The sequence below is a fragment of the Prolixibacter bellariivorans ATCC BAA-1284 genome, assembly GCF_000621705.1.
In the GTDB taxonomy this organism is placed as follows: domain Bacteria; phylum Bacteroidota; class Bacteroidia; order Bacteroidales; family Prolixibacteraceae; genus Prolixibacter; species Prolixibacter bellariivorans.
The window spans coordinates 292461-313741 of record NZ_JHXO01000001.1; the positions used below are offsets into that span (position 1 = coordinate 292461).

Sequence of the window (21281 nt, forward strand, 5' to 3'; positions counted from 1 at the left end):
GATTAGGACGGCCAAAAGAGTTTCTTACCAAATCCAAGCCGGTTATCTGTCATTTTCATCGATTCAATATTCAGCACCCATAATTTAGTCTCCATTAGCGCTGCATACGGAAACTTTTTCAGATATCGTTTTTTGACTTTACCGGCTAATTCTCCTTCGGGTAATTCCAGTTTTCCTGTCATCTGCAATCCCCGGATTTTACCAACAACACTTGTTTCCAGTACAATGGAAGCGGCAACCTGCTTATTTGCTAATGCTTCCTGAATGTGACGGGTCTCATCATCCGAGGTGAAGATAAGCACATTCTCATCTTCGTGATAAGCATAAAAACAGTTCGCACACCAAGGTTGTCCGTTTTGACTGGTAGCCAGTGTTAATACATGATGTTCGGTAATAAAATCGCGAATGCGTTTGTCGGGTTTTTCCATCATTTGTGTCTTCAGCTATCAAAAATAGAAATTCTAATGTTAATCTACCTGATTGGTGTTTAATGTGGAGGCGTTATAAATTTCTTTACGGCCAAATGAATTGAATGTTTTGCTTTATTTCCGGATGGAGACTTAGTGCCACAGGACAGGTTTTCGAAACCGCCTCAAGCATCCTTTTCTCTTTTTCGGTGTAAAGCTTATCAGGAAAGCGAAAGGTAACCTGAATTTCGCCAATGCGACGCGGATTTGCTGCCATTATCTTGGTGATTTCGATTCGGGTACCGTCCAGGTCGATTCCTTTATCGCGCGCCTTAATACCCATGATGGTCATAATGCAGTCACCGAGTGCCGTGGCAACTAAATCGGTCGGTGAAAAAGCTTCACCACGTCCCTGGTTATCCAGCGGCGCGTCGGTAATCAGTTTACAACCTGATTGGAGATGTTCATTTTCTGTTCTGAGTTCTCCCGGATATACGGTCTTAACGGTTGGCATACAAATAACTATTATTGTATTACGGTTACGGTATTGGAACGGTTGTTCCTCTTTTCTCTCTTCAAAAATAATTACCTTCGTAAAAATTTTAAAGATACGCGAAAATGTTCTCAGGAATCGTCGAAGGAATGGGCACCGTGGTGGCCATCGATAAAGAACAGGAAAATGTTCATCTTACACTGGAGTGTGACTTTGTTAATGAATTGAAGATCGATCAAAGTCTCTCACATAACGGAGTTTGTCTCACGGTAGTGAAAAGGACCGATAAGACTTATACGGTGACTGCTATTAAGGAGACGCTTTTAAAATCGAATCTGGGCTTGCTGAAAGTCGGTGATAAGGTTAACCTGGAACGCAGCATGCCGATTAACGGACGGCTGGACGGGCACATTGTTCAGGGGCATGTCGATCAGACCGCTGTTTGTCAGAAAGTAGAAGAAGCTGACGGAAGCTGGTATTATACTTTCACTTACGATTTCGATATTGCGAAAGCACGACAAGGCTACATGACGGTCGAAAAAGGTTCGGTATGTGTGAACGGTGTCAGTCTCACGGTGGTGAATGCAAAGGATAATAGTTTCCAGGTGGCAATAATTCCTTATACACAGGAACACACAAACTTCCATACCTTTGAACCGGGTTCGGTCATAAACATCGAATTCGATATTATTGGAAAATATTTAAGCCGGTTGAATACGTATAACCAATAACCGACTGCAAAAATACAGATGAAAAGCCCGTGAAAAGCGGGCTTTTTTTGTGGACTTAGGTGAAGGTAGTTTTCTGATTTTTAGTGCAAAAAAAAGGTTGCAACTCGTGCAACCCCTTTTGTGTATTTAAGGACAACATGTTCTTCTGGGAATTGGGAAAATGGAAAAAGAATAACAAAGTTTGCCCTTAAAATGCCTGCTTTTAAAATCTTCTGCAAAGTAGTAGTTCTACGAGATCTAACCAAATTTTTTTATTAACATTTGTTGCGTTCATATCTGCTTTCTGCTTCTCATAAGGTGCTGGATGTCTTATATGATTGGCAGTAATTAACGGGAGCATTTCAAACAGCAATAGTTTTTATGTTCATACATATAAAATTGCATGTTTCAATCACCCAATTACGGCAATGTTGTATACTGATTGTGGCTGAAAAATAGTAACTTGAATATCGAAGATAAGTTATGTCTCTCGTTAACGATTTCATATCACTTTTCTTTCCCCGATTATGTGCCGGCTGTGGCGAACCTCTGGTTCACGGCGAGGAGGAGGTATGTATTCGCTGCCTTGCCGATCTTCCCCGAACGGGATTTGCCCGATTTACTGATAACAAAGTGGCGCAGGTTTTTTGGGGACGCATTCCGCTCGAACATGCTGTTTCACTTTGTTATTTCGAAAAGGGTAGCCGGTTGCAGAAAATGTTTCACCGGATGAAGTACCAGCGAGAACCCGGAGTTGGTAAAGTGCTGGGAAGGGAACTTGGACTCGAATTGTTCTCCAGCTCCATGTTTGAAACACTGGATGCTGTTATACCGGTTCCTTTGCATCCGAAGAAACAAAAGAAACGGGGTTATAACCAAAGTGAATACATTGCTAATGGTATCAGTGAGGTGATGAATATTCCGGTTATTACCGATGCACTGATCCGGAATGTGCACACATCATCACAAACCCGCAAGAGCCGTTACAACCGGTGGGAAAATGTGGAAGGTATTTTTCAGGTGGCAAATCCGGAAAAGCTGAAAGACCTGCATTTGATGGTAGTCGATGATGTGGTGACTACCGGTGCTACCCTGGAGGCTTGTTGTGTGCCATTACTGAAGGTTCCGGGTGTGAGAGTCAGCATTGCGACTTTGGCATGCGCTTAATGGCCCGAATCTCCCGGCCACCGGTAACTGTCAAGTTTGAGTCCCGCCAAATCGATTACCCGGTTAATCACAGTTGAGGCAGCCTCCTCGAGAGTCTCGGGGCGGCTGTAAAATGACGGACTTGCCGGACAAATAATAGCCCCGGCCTCAGTCAGGCGCGTCATATTTTGCAGGTGAATAAGACTGTAAGGGGTTTCACGGGGAACAACAATAAGTTTTTTACGCTCTTTCAACATCACATCGGCAGCTCGTGTGACCAGGTCGTCTGAAACACCTGCTGCAATTCTGCCTAATGTTCCCATCGAGCAGGGTACAATGAGCATGGCATCATAGCCCGCTGAACCAGAGGCAAAGGGTGCGTAAAAGTTACTTTTCTGATATTCAAGAAAAGGATATTCCAGAGTGGGTGGTTCACTGTTCAGCTCGTACGACCAGATGTCGCGTGCGTTCGAGGACATAACAACACCGCAGGATTCGATTTGATCTTTGATGCTTTCCAGTTTCTTCAGCAATGTTGCTGCGTAAATCGAGCCACTTGCTCCGGTAATGGCAACCACCAGTTTTTTTCTCATTATATTTTTTATTCTTTTCCGGTTAACCGGGAAAGTGTTTACAGAAGAAACGAAAGATAAGGGATAAATGTTTCTTTAGGATATAGATGACAAACTTACCAGTCGATTTGGTAAAAAAGTGTAGTGGTGATGGCTTGGCTATATTGGTCATCGCGTATGTACACGAGCGATTGTCCGGGTAAATCCCGGATAGAGGTTAACGAAACAGCATAACGGATATCGACTTGTAACTTGGGGCGGACATTGAAGCGTGCTCCTGCCAATACATCCCAGGTATTTTCTTTAAATGGTAACGTTTCCTGTGGGGGCAAATCTCCGTAATTGTCGAATTCACGTGAGTTGACTAACCGGTTGTACGACAATCCGGCTAGTACAGAAAGCCAGCCTTCTGCTCTGTACCCAATGATTACAGGCATTTCGACGTATCCGAGACGCATGACATATTTTCGTAATTCGCCTGTTTTCGGATTCGGATTCATCCGGCTTCCTTTTTGGGTATATTTGAGTTCCATCCCACTCCAGAGTTTGGGCTTCAGGTCAATTTGGACCCAACCTCCTGCTACAATTCCCGCTTTGTTGAAGCCTGCGGATAGATCCCCTTCCACCTGAGTGGCATTCAGGCCTCCCTGCAGACCACCATAAAACTTCTGCGCATATAGAAGTGATGGGGACAGAAATAAAATAATAACGAATAGCTTTTTCATCTATCGGGATAATTGCCTGTTTTTCACAGACCTTTTTGTTTCAGTATTCTTTTCAGTTCGGTGATTCCTGTGCCTGCTTTCATGTCAATAACGTGTACCTCAGGTGAAACCTGAAATGGAGGATTGGGATCAATTAAAAAAATCGGCACGTTTTCACGAGTATAATTCAGTAGTCCTGCTGCCGGGTATACATTTAATGATGTGCCTACGACCACCATTATATCAGCCGATTCAACAATAGCTACAGCTTCAGGGATTGCCCTGACGGGTTCGCCAAACCACACAACGTGCGGACGGAGCTGACTTCCTTTCTCACAAGAGTCTCCCAGTTTAAGTTCCCAGTTGTCGAGCTCGTAAACCAGCGCTTCATCAATTGTGCTGCGCGCTTTCTTTAATTCGCCGTGCAAATGGAGGACTTTCCGGGAACCAGCCCGTTCGTGCAAGTCATCGACGTTTTGTGTAATGATTTGAACATCGTATTCATTCTGCATTTGCGCCAAAACTTTATGCCCGGCATTCGGCTCACATTCAAATAGTTGTTTTCGGCGTTCGTTATAAAACCGGAGCACCAATTCCGGATTTTTATGCCAGGCTTCCGGACTTGCGACTTCTGTAACATCGTACTGATCCCACAAACCTCCCATTTCCCGGAAGGTCCTAATTCCGCTTTCAGCTGAAATACCGGCACCTGACAAAACTACCAATCGCTTCATTAGTAGGATAACTCTTTAGTTTAATTGTTCGTATGAAATGAGCATGATCCTGGAAACACGAATTGAAATGACTATTTCCAATCATGCGAATTCCATGTGGCAATTAAAAAAATAAACACATGAAAATATACGAATAAAGAGTGAAACGACTGTACCAATCCATTATTTCGATACCTTGTTATAGTTCTAATTTGTTCTGTATGACAGAAAAAACAAATGATCCATACGCTGAAATAGATAAAGCATTTTTTGCTGATGGATACCGGTTGGCCGCAAGTAATCTGGATGACAAGCTTGCAAAGAATTCACTCCTGATGCATTTGAACACGCAATACAGCGTAATCGATAGTCTGTTGGACGCTTTTCAACATAAGGTGGTAGCAAGTGGTGCCCGTATTGATTGCCGGCTTGGTTGTTCGTGGTGTTGTCATCAACAGGTTTTAGTCATGCCGGCCGAAATGCTGTTAATAGTAGATTTTATAGAGAAGAATTTTGATAAAGAGACAAAAGGAGCAATTCTCCGTCGTGCAGTTGACAAGGATGAGAACGTGAAAAAGCTGTCGCCTGAAAAGGTTTTGCTGGCAAAAATTCCGTGTCCATTGCTTCGTGACGGAAGTTGCAGTGTTTATCAGGTTCGTCCGATGGCTTGTAGGATTTATCTATCGTCAAATGTGGACAGTTGTTTTCAGGAATTTCATCATCCAGAGAAACCAGACATCTTTCCTGAATTGTTCGATTTTCCACTTCACGCCGGACGGATGTTGAATGGTGGATTGATTCACTACCTGAAAGAGAAAGGGATTTCGATATATGAAAATCGGCTGGAGAAGATCCTCCGTTTGCTATTGACCGAACCGGATAAAGGAACAAAGTGGTTGATGGGTGAGGAAGATTTTAGCGATGGATACGAACAGGTGGAAGACATTGTCAGACTTAGGGAAAAGCCATAAAAAAAAGCGGGCATTGCCCGCTTCCTTTTTAGTACCTTCTGTCGGAGCGACGGTTGAAATCTCTGTTTCCACCATCCCGATTAAAATCTCTGTTTCCACCCTCGCGGCGGTAACCTCCTTCACGGCGATAACCACCACCGCCACCGCCACCGCGGTTGCCTCCGTCGCGACGAAAATCACGGCGCTCTTCACGTCCGCCTTCACGGGGGGCTGATTTCTTAACGATAATAGTGCTACCCTGAAGCTCTGAATCGTTCAATTCACTGATTGCTTCATAAGCCTCGGGGTCGTTAGGCATTTCAACAAATCCATATCTTTTGGAGTTCCCGGTTTCCCGGTCAAAGATAACTTTGGCGTAAGCAACTTCGCCATAATGTGAAAAAAGATTCTCAAGGTCTTCGCTTGTAGTCTCGGAGCTAAGCTTTGCTACAAAAATGTTCATGATAAATAAAAATTATTAAATAAATAAAAGGGTGATGAACGCGGTAGAAGAGAGACAAGCAAAGCAAGACATCTTTCTATTAACTCACTGAACTTATTTCTAATCTATAGATCAAAAGTAACCTAAAAATTTCAGATTGATACCAACCTTGGGTAAAGATTTTTTCAATTATGTGTTAATTAACAATTGTATAGAATAATTTTCAAATCAACCCGATACAGGTTCAAACCATCAATTTTCATTACTTTTGCTCCATGATTGATCAGGGTACCATACAACGCATTTTAGACAGTTCAGAAATTGTTGATGTCGTTGGAGATTTTGTGACGCTTAAGCGACGCGGAACCAATTTTATTGGCTTGTGCCCTTTCCATAACGAGAAGACACCTTCGTTTAATGTTTCTCCTTCCAAAGGAATATATAAGTGCTTTGGTTGCGGAAAAGGCGGAAGTGTGGTCAATTTTGTGATGGAGCACGAGCACCTTTCTTATGTGGAGGCCCTGAAGTGGTTGGCGAAAAAGTACAGTATCGAGGTGAATGAACGGGAAGAAACGCCCGAAGACATTAAAGCGCGGAACGATCGGGAGAGCCAGATGATCGTCACCTCTTTTGCTCAAAAATATTTTACAAGCCAGCTTTGGGACAGCAACGAGGGCCGGATTGCTGCATTGGGCTATTTTCGCGAACGCGGATTGCGTGATGACATGGTTCGGAAATTTGAACTGGGTTATTGTCCGGCCGGGAACGATAATTTTACTCAGGAGGCGTTGAAGGCCGGTTACGAGATGAAGTTCCTGGAAAAGACGGGCCTCACAATCAAACGGGAAGACTGGATTCGGGACAGGTTTAGCGGGCGTGTGATGTTTCCCATTCACGGCGTATCGGGCCGGGTAATTGCTTTTGGTGGACGAACGCTTTCGCAGGATAAAAAAATTGCCAAATACCTGAACTCGCCGGAATCGGATATTTATCACAAAAGCCGGGTATTGTATGGGATTTACCAAGCGAAACGCAGTATCATACAAAATGATAAGAGTTACCTGGTGGAAGGATACACCGATGTCATTGCAATGCATCAGTCGGGAATTGAGAATGTAGTGGCTTCGTCGGGCACTTCGCTCACGACAGATCAAATACGGTTGATTCGTCGGTTTACCAATAACATCACCATTATTTATGATGGTGACCAGGCCGGTATCAAAGCATCTCTGCGAGGAATCGATTTGGTGCTGGAAGAAGGTGTGAATGTCAAAGTCCTTCCTTTACCGGAAGGAGAAGATCCCGATTCTTTTTCACGTTCTATGAGTTCTTCCGAATTGCAGCAATATATCACCGAAAATGAAACGGATTTCATCAAGTTTAAAACGCAGCTGTTATTGGAAGGGACCGAAAACGATCCGATTACGCGTGCCCGTTTGACGACCGATATTGTACGTTCTGTTTCGGTTATCCCAGACGGAATTGTTCGGGCGGAATATTTGAAAGAGTGTAGCCGCCTGATGAATGTACGCGAGGAGGTGCTTTATGAAGAGTTGAGGAAGCTGAAACGCAAGCGCGATGATGAGATGTTCCGGCGGGAACAGCGAGACCAGGTTCGTCGCGAAAATATTCCGGAAGCTCCTCCGGTTGTTGAAGTAAAGAAGGAGGCTGGTCCGGTCAATAATCCGTGTGCCATCGAAGAGCGCGAAGTGTTGCGCATGATGCTGAAGTACGGCGATCAGAAACTCTTCGAGGTGGAGAACGATGAAGGCGAAAGCGAAGTAATTACCGTAGCCGATTATTTCCTATCGGAACTGCAAGCCGATGGCATCGAATCGGTCGATCCGGTTAACAGGAAAGTGTTCGAGGAGTGTGATGAACACTTTGGTGAAGAGGGGTTTGACCCGTTGCGCTACTTCGTTCAACATCCCGATTCATCTGTCAGTCAGCTTTGTTCAAATATCCTTTCGGAAAAATATACTGAAAGTCAGTTTTGGAAAAAGCAGGGAAGTTATGTCGAAGAGGAGCCTGATATTTTGTATGTGTTAGTGCCCCGGATATTACAGGAATATAAACTCCGGATGGTGCGTTTTTTAACCAATCAGGCATTTGATGAGATGAAGGATGCTGCTAAAAGTGATAATTTTGAACGAATTGCCGATTTGCAACGCAATATTCAGAATCTGAAACAGGTAGAGAAGGAATTGTCTGATAAGCTCGGAAAAAGAACAATTAATTTTTGAACTCATTGAGATACCGATTGGTTATCTCAAAACCACATACGATCTTTGTGGTTTGTTTCCTTTATATAAAAAGAATTCGTTAATGATATATGTAACTGGGGGGACCGGAATGCTGGGAGCTCATTTGCTTTATCGCCTGACAAAATCGGGCTACCAGGTAAGAGCATTGAAGCGTGAAACCAGCAACCTGAACCAGATAAAAAAAATATTTTCTTATTATAGTTCCGAAGAAGAAGCGGAACAGCTTCTGGCAAAAATTGAGTGGGCAGATGGCGACTTGCTTGACCGCGATTCTATCAAGTTGCATCTGAAAGGTGTTAATTTCATTATTCACGCTGCTGCGATGGTTTCCTTCAGTCGAAGGGATCGTAATGCAATGTTGCACAATAACGTGGAGGGAACCGCGAATTTGGTTGATTTAGCCAGAGAATCAGGAATCAGCCGTTTCTGTCATGTAAGTTCTACTTCGGCGCTGGGAAATCCGCCCGAAGGTGTACCTGCTTCCGAAGAGCATGTTTGGAATAACAGCCGGAAACGCACCGCTTACGGCAAGAGTAAATTCCTTTCCGAAATGGAGGTTTGGCGTGGTATGAACGAAGGAATGGAGGTGCTGATTGTGAATCCGGGGGTGATTATCGGTCCAGGCAATTGGGATACGGGTAGTCCCCAACTTTTCAAAACGATATGGAACGGATTTCAGTTTTATACCGAAGGAGGAACCGGTTTTGTTGATGTCCTTGATGTGAGTGAGGCCATTGTATCAATGATAGATCAGCCACAATGGGAAATCGTCAGGAATCAACGATATGTGTTGGTGGCCCGGAATGTGAAGTTCCGCGAGTTCTTTAATCTGGTTGCTGATGATCTGGGTAAAAAGAGACCGACTATTCCTGTGGGCGATTGGCTTTTGGCGATTGCGTGGCGACTTGCCCTTGTTGTCTCTTGGTTCAGTTCTTCCAGACCTGCGATTACCCGCGATAGTGTCAATGGTTCAAACCAAATGAGTGATTATGATGGTTCTCATATAACCCGTATGATTCCTTTTCAATACCGTACTATTGAGGAAAGTGTGGGCAGAGTTGCAAAAATATTTCTGAATGAGCATCGCTAAGCTAATTTTCAACTGAGAGATTTGGTTAAGGATATTTAAGGACACTTGAATTTACTTAACAGAATAATGCCTCATCTTTGTTCCTAAGGAAGAGCAAGTTTTTCATTGATATGTTAGAGTTAGTTGGTTTAATCAGTTAGGTTTTACAAAGCCGGGTTCTCAGCCCGGCTTTTTTTTAACAGCTATAAGGTTTAACTTTCTTTAATACCTGTTCGAATCAGTTAACAGAAAAAACGGACATCTTTGTCAACAGGAAAAGCAAGTTTTTTCATAGGAATCTTTAAGTTAGGTTAGTTTGGTTTAGTTAGGTTAGAAAAAGTCGGGAACACAGCCCGACTCTTTATTTATGTGATAAGTATTCGTGCCCTTCTTATCGGAACATTTCGTATTCTCTACTTACCATAAGGTTTAACTTTCTTTAATACCTGTTCGAATCGGTTAACAGAAAAAACGGGCATCTTTGTCAACAGGAAAAGCAAGTTTTTTCATAGGAATCTTTAAGTTAGGTTAGTTTGGTTTAGTTAGGTTAGGTTAGTTTATTAAGAGTCGGGTTCTCAGCCCGACTCTTTTTTTTTGTGATAAGATTCGTGTCCTTTTTATCGGAGCATTTCGTATTCTCTATTTACTATAAGGTTTAACTTTCTTTAATACCTGTTCGAATCAATTAACAGAAAAAACGGGCATCTTTGTCAACAGGAAAAGCAAGTTTTTTTCATAGGAATTTTTAAGTTAGGTTAGTTTGGTTAGGTTAATTTATAAAAGGACCGGGTTCTCAACCCAGTCCTTTTTTTATGGACGGTAATTTGAAACTAATCTGATCGCTGAAAATTTGATTGAGTGATTAAGGTGTTTGGGCGGGGTTTGATTTCTCGGGTATCCGACTAAAGGACTGAACTAAATTGTGTACCACCTTTGTTAGCACGAAAAGCAAGTTCTTTTTAAGTCAGTCTGGTTAGAATAATTAATGAAAGAACCGGCTTCCTTTTCAGGAACCGGCTCTCTTATATGTGAATCCGTTTCAATTGATGGTTGATTGGCTCAAATTGCTGTAGGGCAACTTGATTTTTTCCCCGGATCCACCATATATGGCATTGGTTAGTACAAATTATCCTTTTTTAGAATGTTTGTTTTTCCTTTGTTTTCAAGCAAACACTAAATCCGGAAAGCCGGACTTAGTGTTGCATGTCTTTCAGAAATAAAACTTAATTAATGAATGCATGTACAAAGGTGAATTTGGGTTTTGGTTTCGGGTTCGAAAATATGGGAACCTTCGTATATTCACGAAACAAATGGTCAAATCAATTGCACAAAAGGTAAATTCCATTGTTCAAAAGATAAATACTGAATTGTGTAGTTCATAGAACAACTTCATCAGTGTAAATTGTAAGGGGCAAGTTTCCAGATAAATGATAATTGATATTGCCACATCAATTTTGGCGAATAGGAAGATTTACTGAAACGAAAAAGATCGCCCCCAATGAGCGATCTTTTGACAATTCTTTAAGATGTGATATTTATTTGAGCTTAAAATGCTCTTTTATTTTCTCAACATAGTCGAGTTTTTCCCATGTGAAGAGTTCAACTTCGCGTTCCAGCTTGCCGGAATATGGCGATTCAAAATTCTTGACAACCGTTCTTGGGGTACGTCCCATGTGTCCGTAGGCAGCAGTCTCCTCGTAAATGGGATTGCGAAGCTTTAACCGTTTTTCGATAGCAAATGGGCGAAGGTCGAAAATCTCCCTAATCTTTTCTGCAATTTCACTGTCTGACAGGTCGACATTTGACCGGCCATAGGTGTTAACATAGATGTTTACGGGTTGTGCTACGCCAATAGCATAGGCCAGCTGAACCAACATTTCGTCGGCAACGTCGGCAGCTACCAGGTTTTTGGCGATGTGGCGGGCAGCATAAGCAGCCGATCTATCGACCTTCGACGGGTCTTTACCCGAGAATGCTCCACCTCCGTGTGCACCTTTACCTCCATATGTATCGACAATAATTTTGCGTCCGGTTAATCCGGTATCACCGTTGGGGCCTCCTATTACGAACTTTCCGGTAGGATTAACGTGCAGAATATATTGATCGTCGAACAGTTCCTTCAAGCGTTCGGGCAATTTGGCAACCGTGCGAGGAATCAGAATTTTGCGAACATCGTCCTTGATTTTGGCCAGCATGCGCTCGTCATCGTTGTCAAAGTCGTCGTGCTGTGTCGACACTACGATGGTGTGAACCCGCAGCGGCTCGTTTTCTTCGTTGTATTCAATCGTTACCTGTGATTTGGAGTCGGGGCGGAGGTAAGTCATTTCTTTTCCCTCACGGCGAACTTCAGCCAACTCAAGCAACAGACGGTGTGACAATTCCAGGGGAAGCGGCATGAAATCATCGGTTTCTTTGCATGCATAACCGAACATCATTCCCTGGTCACCTGCTCCCTGGTTCTCGCGATCTTCGCGATCGACGCCTCGGTTGATGTCAGGAGATTGTTCGTGAATAGCTGTCAGGATACCACAGGAGTCGCTGTCGAACTGATACTCCGCCTTGGTGTACCCAATGCGGGCAATCACATCGCGGGCTTCTCTCTGAACGTCAATGTACGTCTGTGTTTTTACCTCGCCGGCAATTATTACCTGCCCTGTGGTTACCAAGGTCTCAATCGCCACTTTCGAGTCCGGATCATATGCCAGTAAGGTATCTAACAATGCATCGGAAATTTGATCGGCCACCTTATCAGGATGTCCTTCCGATACTGATTCTGAAGTAAACAGAAATCCCATAATTATAATTTTTTGGACGGCTCAGGCCGACCATCGATGAAACAAATACAGAACGGGACGTTAAATGGTTGATTGATAATAGACGGGAAGGCGTTGCTTTAGCATTTTTTTCCGTGGTTGCAATCAATCAAATCTATCCACATTCGAGGCACAAATGTACATCGAAAATATTTAAATACGTAAAAAGATGCATAAAAATTGGATTCAGGGCATTGTCCGGTTTCGGTTCAATGGCCGGTCACTTCCAGGAAGACTTTCTCAAGCGTGGTGGTTTCGCGTTGCAACGTGAGTAAAACAAATCCATGATCTGCAGCAAAGCGGAATACGGCCGGCCTGATATCTTCAGCGGTAGTTCCGGTTAACAACCATTCGGCATCGCCTGTTTTTTCGACATGCTCAACACCTTCAACAGAAGCCAGCATCTCTGCGGTAACTTCTCCTTGCGTTTCAATTCGGACCAATTGAGGTGCATCGGTTCGAAGGGCATGAAACTGTGAGCGGTTTTTGTCGGCAACAATTTGTCCATTGTTGATGATGAGAACCCGGTTACAAATAGCCTCCACTTCCTGCATAATGTGGGTGGACAGCATGACGGTTTTATTCCGACTTACTTCCTGAATGAGTCGTCGTATTTCGATCAGCTGAGCCGGATCGAGCCCGGATGTTGGTTCATCAAGAATGAGAACTCCCGGATCATGAATGAGTGCCTGTGCAATGCCTACACGCTGCCGGAAACCTTTTGACAGCGAACCGATTTTTTTCCCTAGCTCAGGAACCAGCCCGGTGAGGTCTATCATTTCATCAACTCTCTCTTTCCGGTTTTTTATCGGGTACATACCGGCAACCAATTCAAGATATTCCCGAATGTACATATCGGGGTAGAGGGGATTGTTTTCTGGCAGATAACCAATTTGCCGGCGTATGTCGATGGAATGTTCCCGAACGGGCAGGTCGTTTACCATTACTTTACCCGAAGAAGGCGTAAGCAAACCCGTGATTATCTTCATCATGGTTGATTTTCCGGCACCATTCGGTCCCAGAAAACCAGTCACTTCACCGGTATGAATGGAAAACGTAACATCGTCCAATGCTTTCTGTTCTCCAAATAGTTGTGTAATGCTTTCAACCTGTATCGACATAATTCTGCTTTTGTACAAAAATAACTTTTCCTTCCATTTTACAAGGGAATGAGGGTTCAAGCATGGAAATCTTGTTTGTTTTTGATGACTTTGTTTCCAAATAGCAATATGCAATGACAATTTTCATATCTCTCTGAAAATCTTTGCTAATTTTGTGGCAGCGAACCATGAATCAACTATTTTCGAGAATTTCAAGCAGACTTATGTGTTGTCGATGAAACGTTGTGCAATGAGTCTGTTTTACAGTAAAATGTCCCGGAGCGACGAAAACCATGAAGGATCAGAATTTTAATTTTGTGAATAGTTTATTTCGATACGAGCGGCAAAAAACTGCCACCGTACAGGTAGGAGAAGTAAAGGTTGGAGGAGAGTATCCTATTCGTTTACAGTCGATGACGGATACAGATACGAACGATACGGATGCCACGGTTGAGCAAATCATCCGGATTATTAAGGCTGGTGCCGATTTTGTCCGTATGGCTGTTCAGGGACTCCGCGAAGCAGAAAATCTAAAAAGTATTCGGGCTGAATTAGACAAACGTGGCTATGCCGCAATACCACTAGTGGCCGATATTCATTTCTCTCCGCAAGCTGCTGAAACTGCCATTAAATATGTGAAGAAGGTTCGTATCAATCCTGGTAATTTTTACGATCCACGAGCTAAATTTCAGAAGGTAGATTATACCGATGACGAGTATCGTGATGAACTGGCCGGTATAGAAGAACGCTTTATCCCTTTTTTAAAAGCATGTGCTGAGCGTGGAACTGCTCTCAGGATTGGAGCCAACCACGGCTCTCTTTCCGACCGGATTATGAGTCGTTATGGCGATACGCCGGCAGGAATTGTGGAATCGGTCATGGAATTCCTCCGCATTTGCAAAAAGGTTGAGTTTCACAATGTGGTTATTTCTATCAAGGCAAGTAATACCCGACTGATGGTATACACTGTGCGTTTGATGAACTACCGGATGCGTCTGGAGGGAATGAATTACCCGTTCCACATCGGCGTTACGGAAGCCGGAGAAGGTGAAGATGGACGTATTAAATCAGCTGTTGGTTCGGGGACATTGCTGGCCGATGGAATTGGCGATACGATTCGGGTTTCGCTGACAGAAGATCCGGCCAATGAAATTGGTTTTGCCCGTAAACTGGTTGATATTTTCAAGGGGCGCGAGAATCATGCTCCGATATCCGCTCCGATGATTTCACAAACTAATCCGTTCGAGTATGAGCGGAGAAGTAACCGGCCGGTAGGTGATATAGGCGGTAAAAAAGCAGTGGTTGTTATTGCATCGCTGAATAACTATACACTGGAAGAGGTGCGCTCGCTGAATACAGGGATGGAACCTGATTACTATTACGATGGCAAACGCATTTTCAATAAAGCTGGTCGCGCATTTCCGATACTGTCGTTGGAAGATTACCTTTTCAACGATATGTATACCAATCAAGAGCGGTTTATTCGCGCCAGCAAACCGGAATACGATGCCTTGAAGGCAGAAAACCCGGAAATTGTTGAAAAGCTGAAGAATGAGCGGAAGGCCATTGTCATTATGGAGAGCGATAACCTGAACAGTTTTGCTGAGTTACGTGCTTTCTTCATGGAGTTGGATGCTCATATTTGTAAAAATCCGGTCATTTTGCATCGTTCCTACCGGGAAGATAACTACGAAGATCTGCTGATAGAAGCTTCCACTGATTTGGGAGGACTGCTGATTGATGGTTATGGTGACGGCATTTTATTATCGAACCAGGGAACCATTGGTTATAATGAGTTGAAGGACCTTTCGTTCGGATTGTTGCAGGCGAGCCGCATGCGGGTAACTCGGACTGAATTTGTTTCCTGTCCGGGATGTGGACGAACCCTTTTCGAACTTCAGGGAACCTTGGCCGAAGTGAAAAAACATTTCCGTCATCTCAACCACCTGAAGATTGGTGTGATGGGCTGCGTGGTAAACGGCCCGGGCGAAATGGGCGATGTGGATTACGGCTACGTTGGTTCCGGCCCCGGACATATCAATCTTTACAAAGGCCAGAAACTGGTAAAACGTCACGTTCCATCTGAAAGAGCTGTAGATGAGTTGAAAAAGCTGATGATGGAATACGGAGACTGGTACGAACCAACACTTTCCAGGTAGAAAAATTACTCAAAAACAGTTTGTCCTATTCGATAAGAAAATCCGGTAATGCTTGGGTCAACGTTCCTGGTTCGAGATGCAATGCCTGAATTCCAAGTTCGGACGCAGCCTTGATGTTCGCCTCTGAATCATCAATGAATAAAGTCTCTTCGGGTATTAATTCATGATTTTCCAAAACCCGTTTAAAAATGTCGGGATCGGGTTTTCTCATTCCCATTTGATGCGAGTAATAATCTTGCTCAAATAACTCAGAAAAAATAAAACCATACGCCGATTGGAAATCCCGGAAGTATTGTTGCCGGTGAATTTCATTGGTATTACTCAATAAAAAAATCCGGAATTGTTTTTTTAAGCTTTTCAGGTATTCAACCCGGTCTGCCGGAATATCGAGAATCATGGCACACCAGGCGTGATCAATAGCTGAATCCGGAATGTCCCGATTGAGCAACCGGCGTACATTGTCACGAAACTCTTCAGGCGACGAAGCTCCTTGCTCCAACAAGTAGAACAAATCGTGATGGTAGAACCAGCCACGTTCTCCCAACGGATTTTCCAGCCCAAGTGCTGCAAATGCTTCAACAGTTCGTTCTGGTGCGATATTGAGAATGACGCCGCCTAAATCGAAGATGATATTTTTGATGGTACTCATATCGGGATATTTTGTGGCAAAAGAGCTTCCAGTAAAAAAGCGCCCGGTAAAGTTAGAATATTATCATGAAAGCATTTACTTTGTCTACATGATAACCTGACTTAAAAACTTAGAAAGATGACACGAACCGGGAACCTGTTTCAAAAAGCGACGAACCTTTCGGCCATTTTCGTATTTCTGTTCCTACTCTCAGGGTGTTACCAGCCCAAGAAAGATTTTTATCGTTTTAATGGAGAAAACGCCTTGGAGATGCGTGCTCCAAGTGGTCAAATTAAGTTGTTTTTCGAGGCTTTCCCACAAAAGGGAATTTTATTCAGTATCAATTATAAAGGACGAAATATTCTTGAGCCATCACGACTTGGGCTGACGAACGTACAGAACAGGCCTTTCTTGGCTCAACCTGAAATCGAAAAGGTGATTGGTCGTTCATACCGCGAGCAACAGGCCGGCGAAGCGGCTGCCGGGCATAATTATAACGAACTCGCCATCTACCTGCGAGGCAAAGAAGTTCCGGACCGGCGCATGAAATTATTGGTGCGGTTGTATGGGAACAATATCATGGCATTCCGCTATGAAGTCCTTTCCGGTTTATCGGAAAACATCGATATCAATGGGGAATTGACAGAGTTTATTCTTCCAAAAGGAAGACAGAATAATTTCTATAGTGGCCAGTTGGGCGACAATCCCATTCAACCTGATACGCATATCGATTTTCCGGTATGGTTCAGTTCAAGAAATGCCTGGGTTCGGATTAGCGATGTCGAAAAAGTACCTACTGCTTCACTCCGGAAGACCGGCGACTTCACCCTTGATATCATTAGCGAGACCGGCACGGTTATCAATTTCTTTCCGTTTCCATTTCCCTGGCGGGAAATAACCATCGCCGATTCAAAAGAAAAAATTGTCAATACGGAGATCCCTTCCTCGTTGAAATAGCTGGGCTTGGTCACTCACCGGCTGCCTCCGTCGCGTGCTGTGGGGAAGATATTGGATAACACTGGAAAGACGGCTGTATGAATTGGGAGAAGACAACCATACAATTATCCGACGGAAGCGAACAGAAAGCGGTCGTCCCGCTTATTGTCTCGGCCAGTCGCCGCACGGATATACCAGCAAATTACGTTGGGTGGTTCAAGAAGCGGTTGGAGGAAGGCTATGTGAGTTGGAAGAATCCCTACAATCAGCAAGTCAGCTATGTGTCCTTCGCTCAGGTGCGACTTTTCGTCTTCTGGAGCAAAAATCCTGCTTCGTTTTTTTCGATTCTTCCATTGCTCGATGAGCGTCATCTGAATTACTATTTCCAGTTTACACTGAATGATTATGAAACGGAAGGTATTGAGCCTTTTGTCCCTCCATTGGCGAAACGAATAGAGACGTTTCGGAAGTTGTCTCAAATGATTGGACCGGAGAAAGTCATCTGGCGCTTCGATCCGTTGTTACTTACCGGTGAACTTTCGTTGAAAAAGTTGATGAAACGGGTGGAATTCATTGCCAGTCAATTGAGAGGGTATACCCGAAAGCTGGTGTTTAGTTTTGCCGATATCTCGGTTTACCGGAAAGTAGAAAGAAACCTGCGGAATGCTCAGGTGGATTACCAGGAGTTCACACCCGAATTAATGCACGAAGCAGCACAAATGTTGGAGGTGATCGGGAAGAAAAATGGCCTCGAATTACGCTCTTGTTGCGAAGCGATTGACTTGAGCCAGTATGGTATTCGTCCGAACAAATGCATTGATGACGATTTGATCCGGCAATTATTCCCTGACGATCAAAAGTTGATGGCTTTTGTCGGAAGCCAGGATACGCTTTTTCCCGGCAAGGAAGATGGCCGGTATTTAAAAATTAAAGACAAATCGCAACGCGCTGCTTGTGGTTGCATTGCTTCAAAAGATATTGGTGAGTACGATACCTGCCCGTTGGGATGCGTTTATTGTTATGCCAATCGGATTCCGGGAAAAACTCATCCCATCGGACAATAGAAATCAGGGAACAATCAGGGTGTCGACTTTGTCAATCAGGTACACTTTGGTTTGGTCGGCGGAAATATTTACCTGGAATTTTCCCGAAAGGGCGAAAACTACGGTATCGCCGCGCGTGACATTAACCAACTGATTGTATTGGGCAGTTAACCCGTCGATAATGGCGAAGTTATATTTATGCTCAATTTTTCCGGTTTGATCCATCGTTAATTTCCAGTAAGAATCTTTGGCATATGGTTCAAGCGAGCCTTTGTATTCGGGGTGATTTATCGCTTTGCAGTCGACATTAACAGTGACCGGGTGAATGGAGTCGGTCGCACCGTCAGGCGTTGTGTACGAAAAGCTCACATTGGTTTGGGCAAAATATTCCGGTATATCCTGTTTTTTGCACGATGTTACCAGTAGGGTGAAGGATATTAATAAAATGACCGGTATATACTGCTTCCTTTTCATTTTCGTATGGTTTGCTACAAAGTTAAAAGGGATTGGTAAAAGTCAACCTTTTCGGTGAAAATAAATGTGCAAACCAATTTCTTTCAGCAGGAAGCACTTTAAATGGACTTAACTTTTCGATTTGCCCCTATCCATTTCCGGAACAAAATTCTATCTTTAAAATCAATTATCTAAACTCACCTGGTTTTATGGAGTCTCAACATAATGTCATTGAAATTCGTGATCTGTACAAAAGTTTCTGGAGTGGAAGTTCAGAAAATGAGGTATTAAAAGGGATCAACCTGGATATTAAAAACGGAAATATTATTGGGTACATAGGTCCGAATGGCGCCGGTAAATCCACTACCGTGAAGATATTGTGCGGTTTAATTACCGACTTTGAAGGTGATATCCGGATGATGGGAATGGATTTGCGAACCGATGCGATGGAGATAAAGAAACGGATAGGTTACATTCCGGAAAATGCTTCGCTTTACGATTCTTTGACGCCGCTGGAATTCCTTTCCTTTTTGGGTGAAATGCGCGGAATGGAACCGGGGAAGGTAACCGACCGAGCGATGAATCTGTTGCGCATTTTTGAAATGGAGAAGAATGCGAATCAGCGTATTTCCACTTTTTCCAAGGGTATGCGCCAGAAAGTGCTGATTATTTCGGGCATGATACATAACCCGGAGATTATATTTCTGGATGAGCCGCTTTCGGGTCTCGATGCGAATTCGGTTATCATGGTCAAGGAAGTACTGACCCAGCTGGCCCGTGACGGGAAAACCATTTTCTACAGTTCGCATTTGATGGATGTAGTGGAAAAAATTTCTGATCGCATTGTGTTGATTGATAAAGGAAATGTAATAGCCGACGGCACTTTTAATGAGTTAAAAGCCCAGGCAAATGATGAATCGCTGGAGAAACTGTTTACCCGCCTGACGGGTTCCACCGGACATTCCGACAGGGCTGAGGAATTCATTCATTCTGTAGAAAAGTAGTTGGCTATGATTAAATTTATCGTTTCCCTCTTTTTACCCTTCCGGAAATTGATTGAATGGACCGGTGTCGATTACGGGCAATTCATTACGATATTAAAACTTAAGCTGCTGATGGATAACCGTCGCAGTACTTCGTTCTCGTCTAACCGGGGTGGAGAAACCCGGAATATGTTGTTGATGCAAAGTGGTGTTTTTGCTTTGTTTGGAGCAATTCTCACGGGTCTCCTTCATGTGATTCAGTCGGCATTCGTGTTTTATTTCGTCATCCATTCTATGGTGATGATTTTTACGGCCATGTTGATTATATCTGAGTTTTATGCCATCCTGTTTGCCACTTCCGATAACAGCCTGATTCATTCTCTTCCGGTAAACGGGCAAACCGTAAACCTGGCCCGAAATGCGCATATTTTTGTGTACCTGTTTTTGCTTGGCTTTAGTTTATCGTTGTTTCCCATGATCAGCGGGGCGTTCAAGTTTGGGTTGGCCTCGTTGTTGGTTTATGTTATTTCGCTGGCGCTGAATGCTGCCTTTACTTTGTTTTTAACCAACATTATGTATTTGGGAATTATGAAGTTGGCATCGGGGGAGAAATTGAAAAACCTGATGATGTATTTTCAGGTGGCTATCGCGATTTTTTTCATGGCATTTTACCAGTATGGAATCCGGCTCATCGATAATACCGATGTTTTCAATATGTTTTTAACGATTCATTGGTACACTTTTCTGTTACCACAATCGTGGTTTGCCGGTACAATCGATGCCATTGCAACATTCAATTGGGACCTGAATCATATCATTTTTCTGGCTTTGACCATTGGTATGCCGTTAGCGGCAGCTATTATTACCAGTAAATACCTGACGCCACTTTTTAACCAAAAGTTGGCTGATTTGGAGCAGGGGGACAAGAGTTCTCCAGTAAGAAGAACCAGAAAAACTGGTGGAAAATGGAGTCGTACAGCGGCGAAAGTTTTCACGCGAAAAGCGGAAGAGCGGGCCTCGTTTACGGTGATGTGGAAAATGATTGGGCGGGAAAGGCAATTTAAATTGATGCTGCTCCCATCCATCGGATATATTCTCGTGCTTCTTCCATTGATGTTTCAAGGGAAAGGTATAAATGATGTGGTTTCCGGTAAGCTGTATATTGCTTTGTTATATTTTCCGATTCTTATCTCGGCCACATTAGCCAATGCTGTATTGGTTGGAGAACAGAAAATGAGTGGTTGGATATTTCGTTCCAGCCCAATGGATTCGCCGGCTGAGTTGTTTAAAGGAATTATTAAGGCGGGTTTTGTCCGTTTCCTGATACCCGTTTACATTATTCTGGCTGCCGTAGTTATCTTCTTTTGGGGACCATCCAAAATTGGTGACATCGTTGTTGCGCTATTGGCCAATTATCTGATGTCCATTATCTTGTTTTACTACCAGACACCCCGGTTTCCATTTACATTGGAAAAATCTGCTGTTCAGGGAGGTTCCAATGGAATACGAATGATGGCCTCGATGTTTCTGGTTTTGTTGATCGCTCTGCTTCACTATGGGCTGATAAGTTATAACGTTCGGGCAAGTTTGTTGCTTATTCCATTCTATGTTGCCCTGATTTGGTACGTCGATTTCAAATGGGTGTACAGCCGGATTACATGGAAGGAAATTGACCGGAATAACCGTTACTAGAAAA

The 21281-nt window shown here is 43.5% G+C and carries 20 protein-coding genes; 10 read left to right on the forward strand and 10 right to left on the reverse strand.

From position 1 onward, the window contains the following. Window positions 1-2 precede the first annotated feature (2 nt). Complete coding sequence (locus T426_RS0101280; protein WP_211253547.1) at window positions 3-431, reverse strand: pyridoxamine 5'-phosphate oxidase family protein; 429 nt, start codon at window positions 429-431, stop codon at window positions 3-5. Between the two features lie 82 nt (window positions 432-513). Further along, on the reverse strand, window positions 514-921 hold the full coding sequence (locus tag T426_RS0101285) for an OsmC family protein (protein WP_025862725.1): 408 nt from the start codon (window positions 919-921) through the stop codon (window positions 514-516). A gap of 104 nt (window positions 922-1025) precedes the next feature. On the opposite strand from T426_RS0101285, the gene T426_RS0101290 reads away from it, so the two are divergent. Both T426_RS0101290 and T426_RS0101295 read left to right on the forward strand, forming a co-directional pair. Further along, window positions 1026-1631, forward strand: a complete 606-nt coding sequence (locus tag T426_RS0101290) for a riboflavin synthase (RefSeq protein ID WP_025862726.1) — start codon at window positions 1026-1028, stop codon at window positions 1629-1631. Between the two features lie 462 nt (window positions 1632-2093). Next, a complete protein-coding gene (locus tag T426_RS0101295) occupies window positions 2094-2777 on the forward strand; it encodes a ComF family protein (RefSeq protein WP_025862727.1) in 684 nt (227 codons plus the stop codon). On the opposite strand, the gene T426_RS0101300 is transcribed toward T426_RS0101295, so the two are convergent. The 3 genes from T426_RS0101300 to T426_RS0101310 all read right to left on the reverse strand — a co-directional run bounded on the left by T426_RS0101300 (window position 2774) and on the right by T426_RS0101310 (window position 4766). Next, on the reverse strand, window positions 2774-3349 hold the full coding sequence (locus T426_RS0101300) for a UbiX family flavin prenyltransferase (protein WP_036984101.1): 576 nt from the start codon (window positions 3347-3349) through the stop codon (window positions 2774-2776). The genes T426_RS0101295 and T426_RS0101300 overlap by 4 nt on opposite strands. Window positions 3350-3444: 95 nt before the next feature. Continuing rightward, complete coding sequence (locus tag T426_RS0101305) at window positions 3445-4053, reverse strand: outer membrane beta-barrel protein (RefSeq protein WP_025862729.1); 609 nt, start codon at window positions 4051-4053, stop codon at window positions 3445-3447. Between the two features lie 23 nt (window positions 4054-4076). Next, window positions 4077-4766, reverse strand: coding sequence for an SIR2 family NAD-dependent protein deacylase (locus T426_RS0101310; protein WP_025862730.1), 690 nt, complete (start codon window positions 4764-4766; stop codon window positions 4077-4079). Between the two features lie 200 nt (window positions 4767-4966). On the opposite strand from T426_RS0101310, the gene T426_RS22370 reads away from it, so the two are divergent. Then, window positions 4967-5716: a YkgJ family cysteine cluster protein gene (locus T426_RS22370; protein ID WP_025862731.1), complete on the forward strand. Its 750-nt coding sequence runs from the start codon at window positions 4967-4969 to the stop codon at window positions 5714-5716. A 28-nt stretch (window positions 5717-5744) separates the two neighbouring features. On the opposite strand, the gene T426_RS0101320 is transcribed toward T426_RS22370, so the two are convergent. Then, window positions 5745-6158 carry an RNA recognition motif domain-containing protein gene (locus T426_RS0101320; RefSeq protein WP_025862732.1) on the reverse strand — a complete coding sequence of 138 codons (414 nt, stop codon included), beginning with the start codon at window positions 6156-6158 and terminating at the stop codon, window positions 5745-5747. Between the two features lie 254 nt (window positions 6159-6412). On the opposite strand from T426_RS0101320, the gene dnaG reads away from it, so the two are divergent. Next, a complete protein-coding gene (dnaG, locus tag T426_RS0101325; protein ID WP_025862733.1) occupies window positions 6413-8380 on the forward strand; it encodes a DNA primase in 1968 nt (655 codons plus the stop codon). Window positions 8381-8462: 82 nt separating this feature from the next. Then, a complete protein-coding gene (locus T426_RS0101330) occupies window positions 8463-9491 on the forward strand; it encodes an NAD-dependent epimerase/dehydratase family protein (RefSeq protein ID WP_025862734.1) in 1029 nt (342 codons plus the stop codon). A gap of 1514 nt (window positions 9492-11005) precedes the next feature. Here the strand turns inward: T426_RS0101330 and metK are convergent. Both metK and gldA read right to left on the reverse strand, forming a co-directional pair. After that, entirely contained in the window at window positions 11006-12265 is a 1260-nt protein-coding gene (metK, locus tag T426_RS0101335; protein WP_025862735.1) for a methionine adenosyltransferase, read from the reverse strand. Between the two features lie 227 nt (window positions 12266-12492). Further along, window positions 12493-13404, reverse strand: coding sequence for a gliding motility-associated ABC transporter ATP-binding subunit GldA (gene gldA, locus T426_RS0101340; RefSeq protein WP_025862736.1), 912 nt, complete (start codon window positions 13402-13404; stop codon window positions 12493-12495). Window positions 13405-13676: 272 nt separating this feature from the next. Here gldA and ispG point away from each other — a divergent pair, with 272 nt between their 5' ends. After that, window positions 13677-15542, forward strand: a complete 1866-nt coding sequence (gene ispG / locus T426_RS0101350) for a (E)-4-hydroxy-3-methylbut-2-enyl-diphosphate synthase (protein WP_036985333.1) — start codon at window positions 13677-13679, stop codon at window positions 15540-15542. Window positions 15543-15567: 25 nt separating this feature from the next. Here ispG and T426_RS0101355 read toward each other — a convergent pair whose 3' ends face one another. Beyond that, window positions 15568-16191, reverse strand: a complete 624-nt coding sequence (locus T426_RS0101355) for an HAD family hydrolase (RefSeq protein ID WP_025862737.1) — start codon at window positions 16189-16191, stop codon at window positions 15568-15570. A 117-nt stretch (window positions 16192-16308) separates the two neighbouring features. Between T426_RS0101355 and T426_RS0101360 the strand changes: the two genes are divergently transcribed. Both T426_RS0101360 and T426_RS22375 read left to right on the forward strand, forming a co-directional pair. Then, window positions 16309-17127 carry a glycoside hydrolase family 97 N-terminal domain-containing protein gene (locus T426_RS0101360; protein WP_025862739.1) on the forward strand — a complete coding sequence of 273 codons (819 nt, stop codon included), beginning with the start codon at window positions 16309-16311 and terminating at the stop codon, window positions 17125-17127. A gap of 77 nt (window positions 17128-17204) precedes the next feature. Continuing rightward, complete coding sequence (locus tag T426_RS22375; protein ID WP_025862741.1) at window positions 17205-18170, forward strand: DUF1848 domain-containing protein; 966 nt, start codon at window positions 17205-17207, stop codon at window positions 18168-18170. Window positions 18171-18173: 3 nt separating this feature from the next. Here T426_RS22375 and T426_RS0101370 read toward each other — a convergent pair whose 3' ends face one another. Next, on the reverse strand, window positions 18174-18623 hold the full coding sequence (locus T426_RS0101370) for a hypothetical protein (RefSeq protein ID WP_025862743.1): 450 nt from the start codon (window positions 18621-18623) through the stop codon (window positions 18174-18176). Between the two features lie 188 nt (window positions 18624-18811). Here T426_RS0101370 and T426_RS0101375 point away from each other — a divergent pair, with 188 nt between their 5' ends. Further along, on the forward strand, window positions 18812-19606 hold the full coding sequence (locus T426_RS0101375) for an ABC transporter ATP-binding protein (protein ID WP_025862744.1): 795 nt from the start codon (window positions 18812-18814) through the stop codon (window positions 19604-19606). A gap of 6 nt (window positions 19607-19612) precedes the next feature. Next, window positions 19613-21277 carry a hypothetical protein gene (locus T426_RS0101380; protein ID WP_025862745.1) on the forward strand — a complete coding sequence of 555 codons (1665 nt, stop codon included), beginning with the start codon at window positions 19613-19615 and terminating at the stop codon, window positions 21275-21277. The last annotated feature ends 4 nt before the right edge of the window (window positions 21278-21281 follow it).

Bases quoted from the DNA above. Each gene is read 5' to 3' on its own strand.
- T426_RS0101280 (WP_211253547.1), bottom strand. From the start codon at position 431: ATGATGGAAAAACCCGACAAACGCATTCGCGATTTTATTACCGAACAT.
- T426_RS0101285 (WP_025862725.1), bottom strand. From the start codon at position 921: ATGCCAACCGTTAAGACCGTATATCCGGGAGAACTCAGAACAGAAAAT.
- T426_RS0101290 (WP_025862726.1), top strand. From the start codon at position 1,026: ATGTTCTCAGGAATCGTCGAAGGAATGGGCACCGTGGTGGCCATCGAT.
- T426_RS0101295 (WP_025862727.1), top strand. From the start codon at position 2,094: ATGTCTCTCGTTAACGATTTCATATCACTTTTCTTTCCCCGATTATGT.
- T426_RS0101300 (WP_036984101.1), bottom strand. From the start codon at position 3,349: ATGAGAAAAAAACTGGTGGTTGCCATTACCGGAGCAAGTGGCTCGATT.
- T426_RS0101305 (WP_025862729.1), bottom strand. From the start codon at position 4,053: ATGAAAAAGCTATTCGTTATTATTTTATTTCTGTCCCCATCACTTCTA.
- T426_RS0101310 (WP_025862730.1), bottom strand. From the start codon at position 4,766: ATGAAGCGATTGGTAGTTTTGTCAGGTGCCGGTATTTCAGCTGAAAGC.
- T426_RS22370 (WP_025862731.1), top strand. From the start codon at position 4,967: ATGACAGAAAAAACAAATGATCCATACGCTGAAATAGATAAAGCATTT.
- T426_RS0101320 (WP_025862732.1), bottom strand. From the start codon at position 6,158: ATGAACATTTTTGTAGCAAAGCTTAGCTCCGAGACTACAAGCGAAGAC.
- dnaG (WP_025862733.1), top strand. From the start codon at position 6,413: ATGATTGATCAGGGTACCATACAACGCATTTTAGACAGTTCAGAAATT.
- T426_RS0101330 (WP_025862734.1), top strand. From the start codon at position 8,463: ATGATATATGTAACTGGGGGGACCGGAATGCTGGGAGCTCATTTGCTT.
- metK (WP_025862735.1), bottom strand. From the start codon at position 12,265: ATGGGATTTCTGTTTACTTCAGAATCAGTATCGGAAGGACATCCTGAT.
- gldA (WP_025862736.1), bottom strand. From the start codon at position 13,404: ATGTCGATACAGGTTGAAAGCATTACACAACTATTTGGAGAACAGAAA.
- ispG (WP_036985333.1), top strand. From the start codon at position 13,677: ATGAAGGATCAGAATTTTAATTTTGTGAATAGTTTATTTCGATACGAG.
- T426_RS0101355 (WP_025862737.1), bottom strand. From the start codon at position 16,191: ATGAGTACCATCAAAAATATCATCTTCGATTTAGGCGGCGTCATTCTC.
- T426_RS0101360 (WP_025862739.1), top strand. From the start codon at position 16,309: ATGACACGAACCGGGAACCTGTTTCAAAAAGCGACGAACCTTTCGGCC.
- T426_RS22375 (WP_025862741.1), top strand. From the start codon at position 17,205: ATGAATTGGGAGAAGACAACCATACAATTATCCGACGGAAGCGAACAG.
- T426_RS0101370 (WP_025862743.1), bottom strand. From the start codon at position 18,623: ATGAAAAGGAAGCAGTATATACCGGTCATTTTATTAATATCCTTCACC.
- T426_RS0101375 (WP_025862744.1), top strand. From the start codon at position 18,812: ATGGAGTCTCAACATAATGTCATTGAAATTCGTGATCTGTACAAAAGT.
- T426_RS0101380 (WP_025862745.1), top strand. From the start codon at position 19,613: ATGATTAAATTTATCGTTTCCCTCTTTTTACCCTTCCGGAAATTGATT.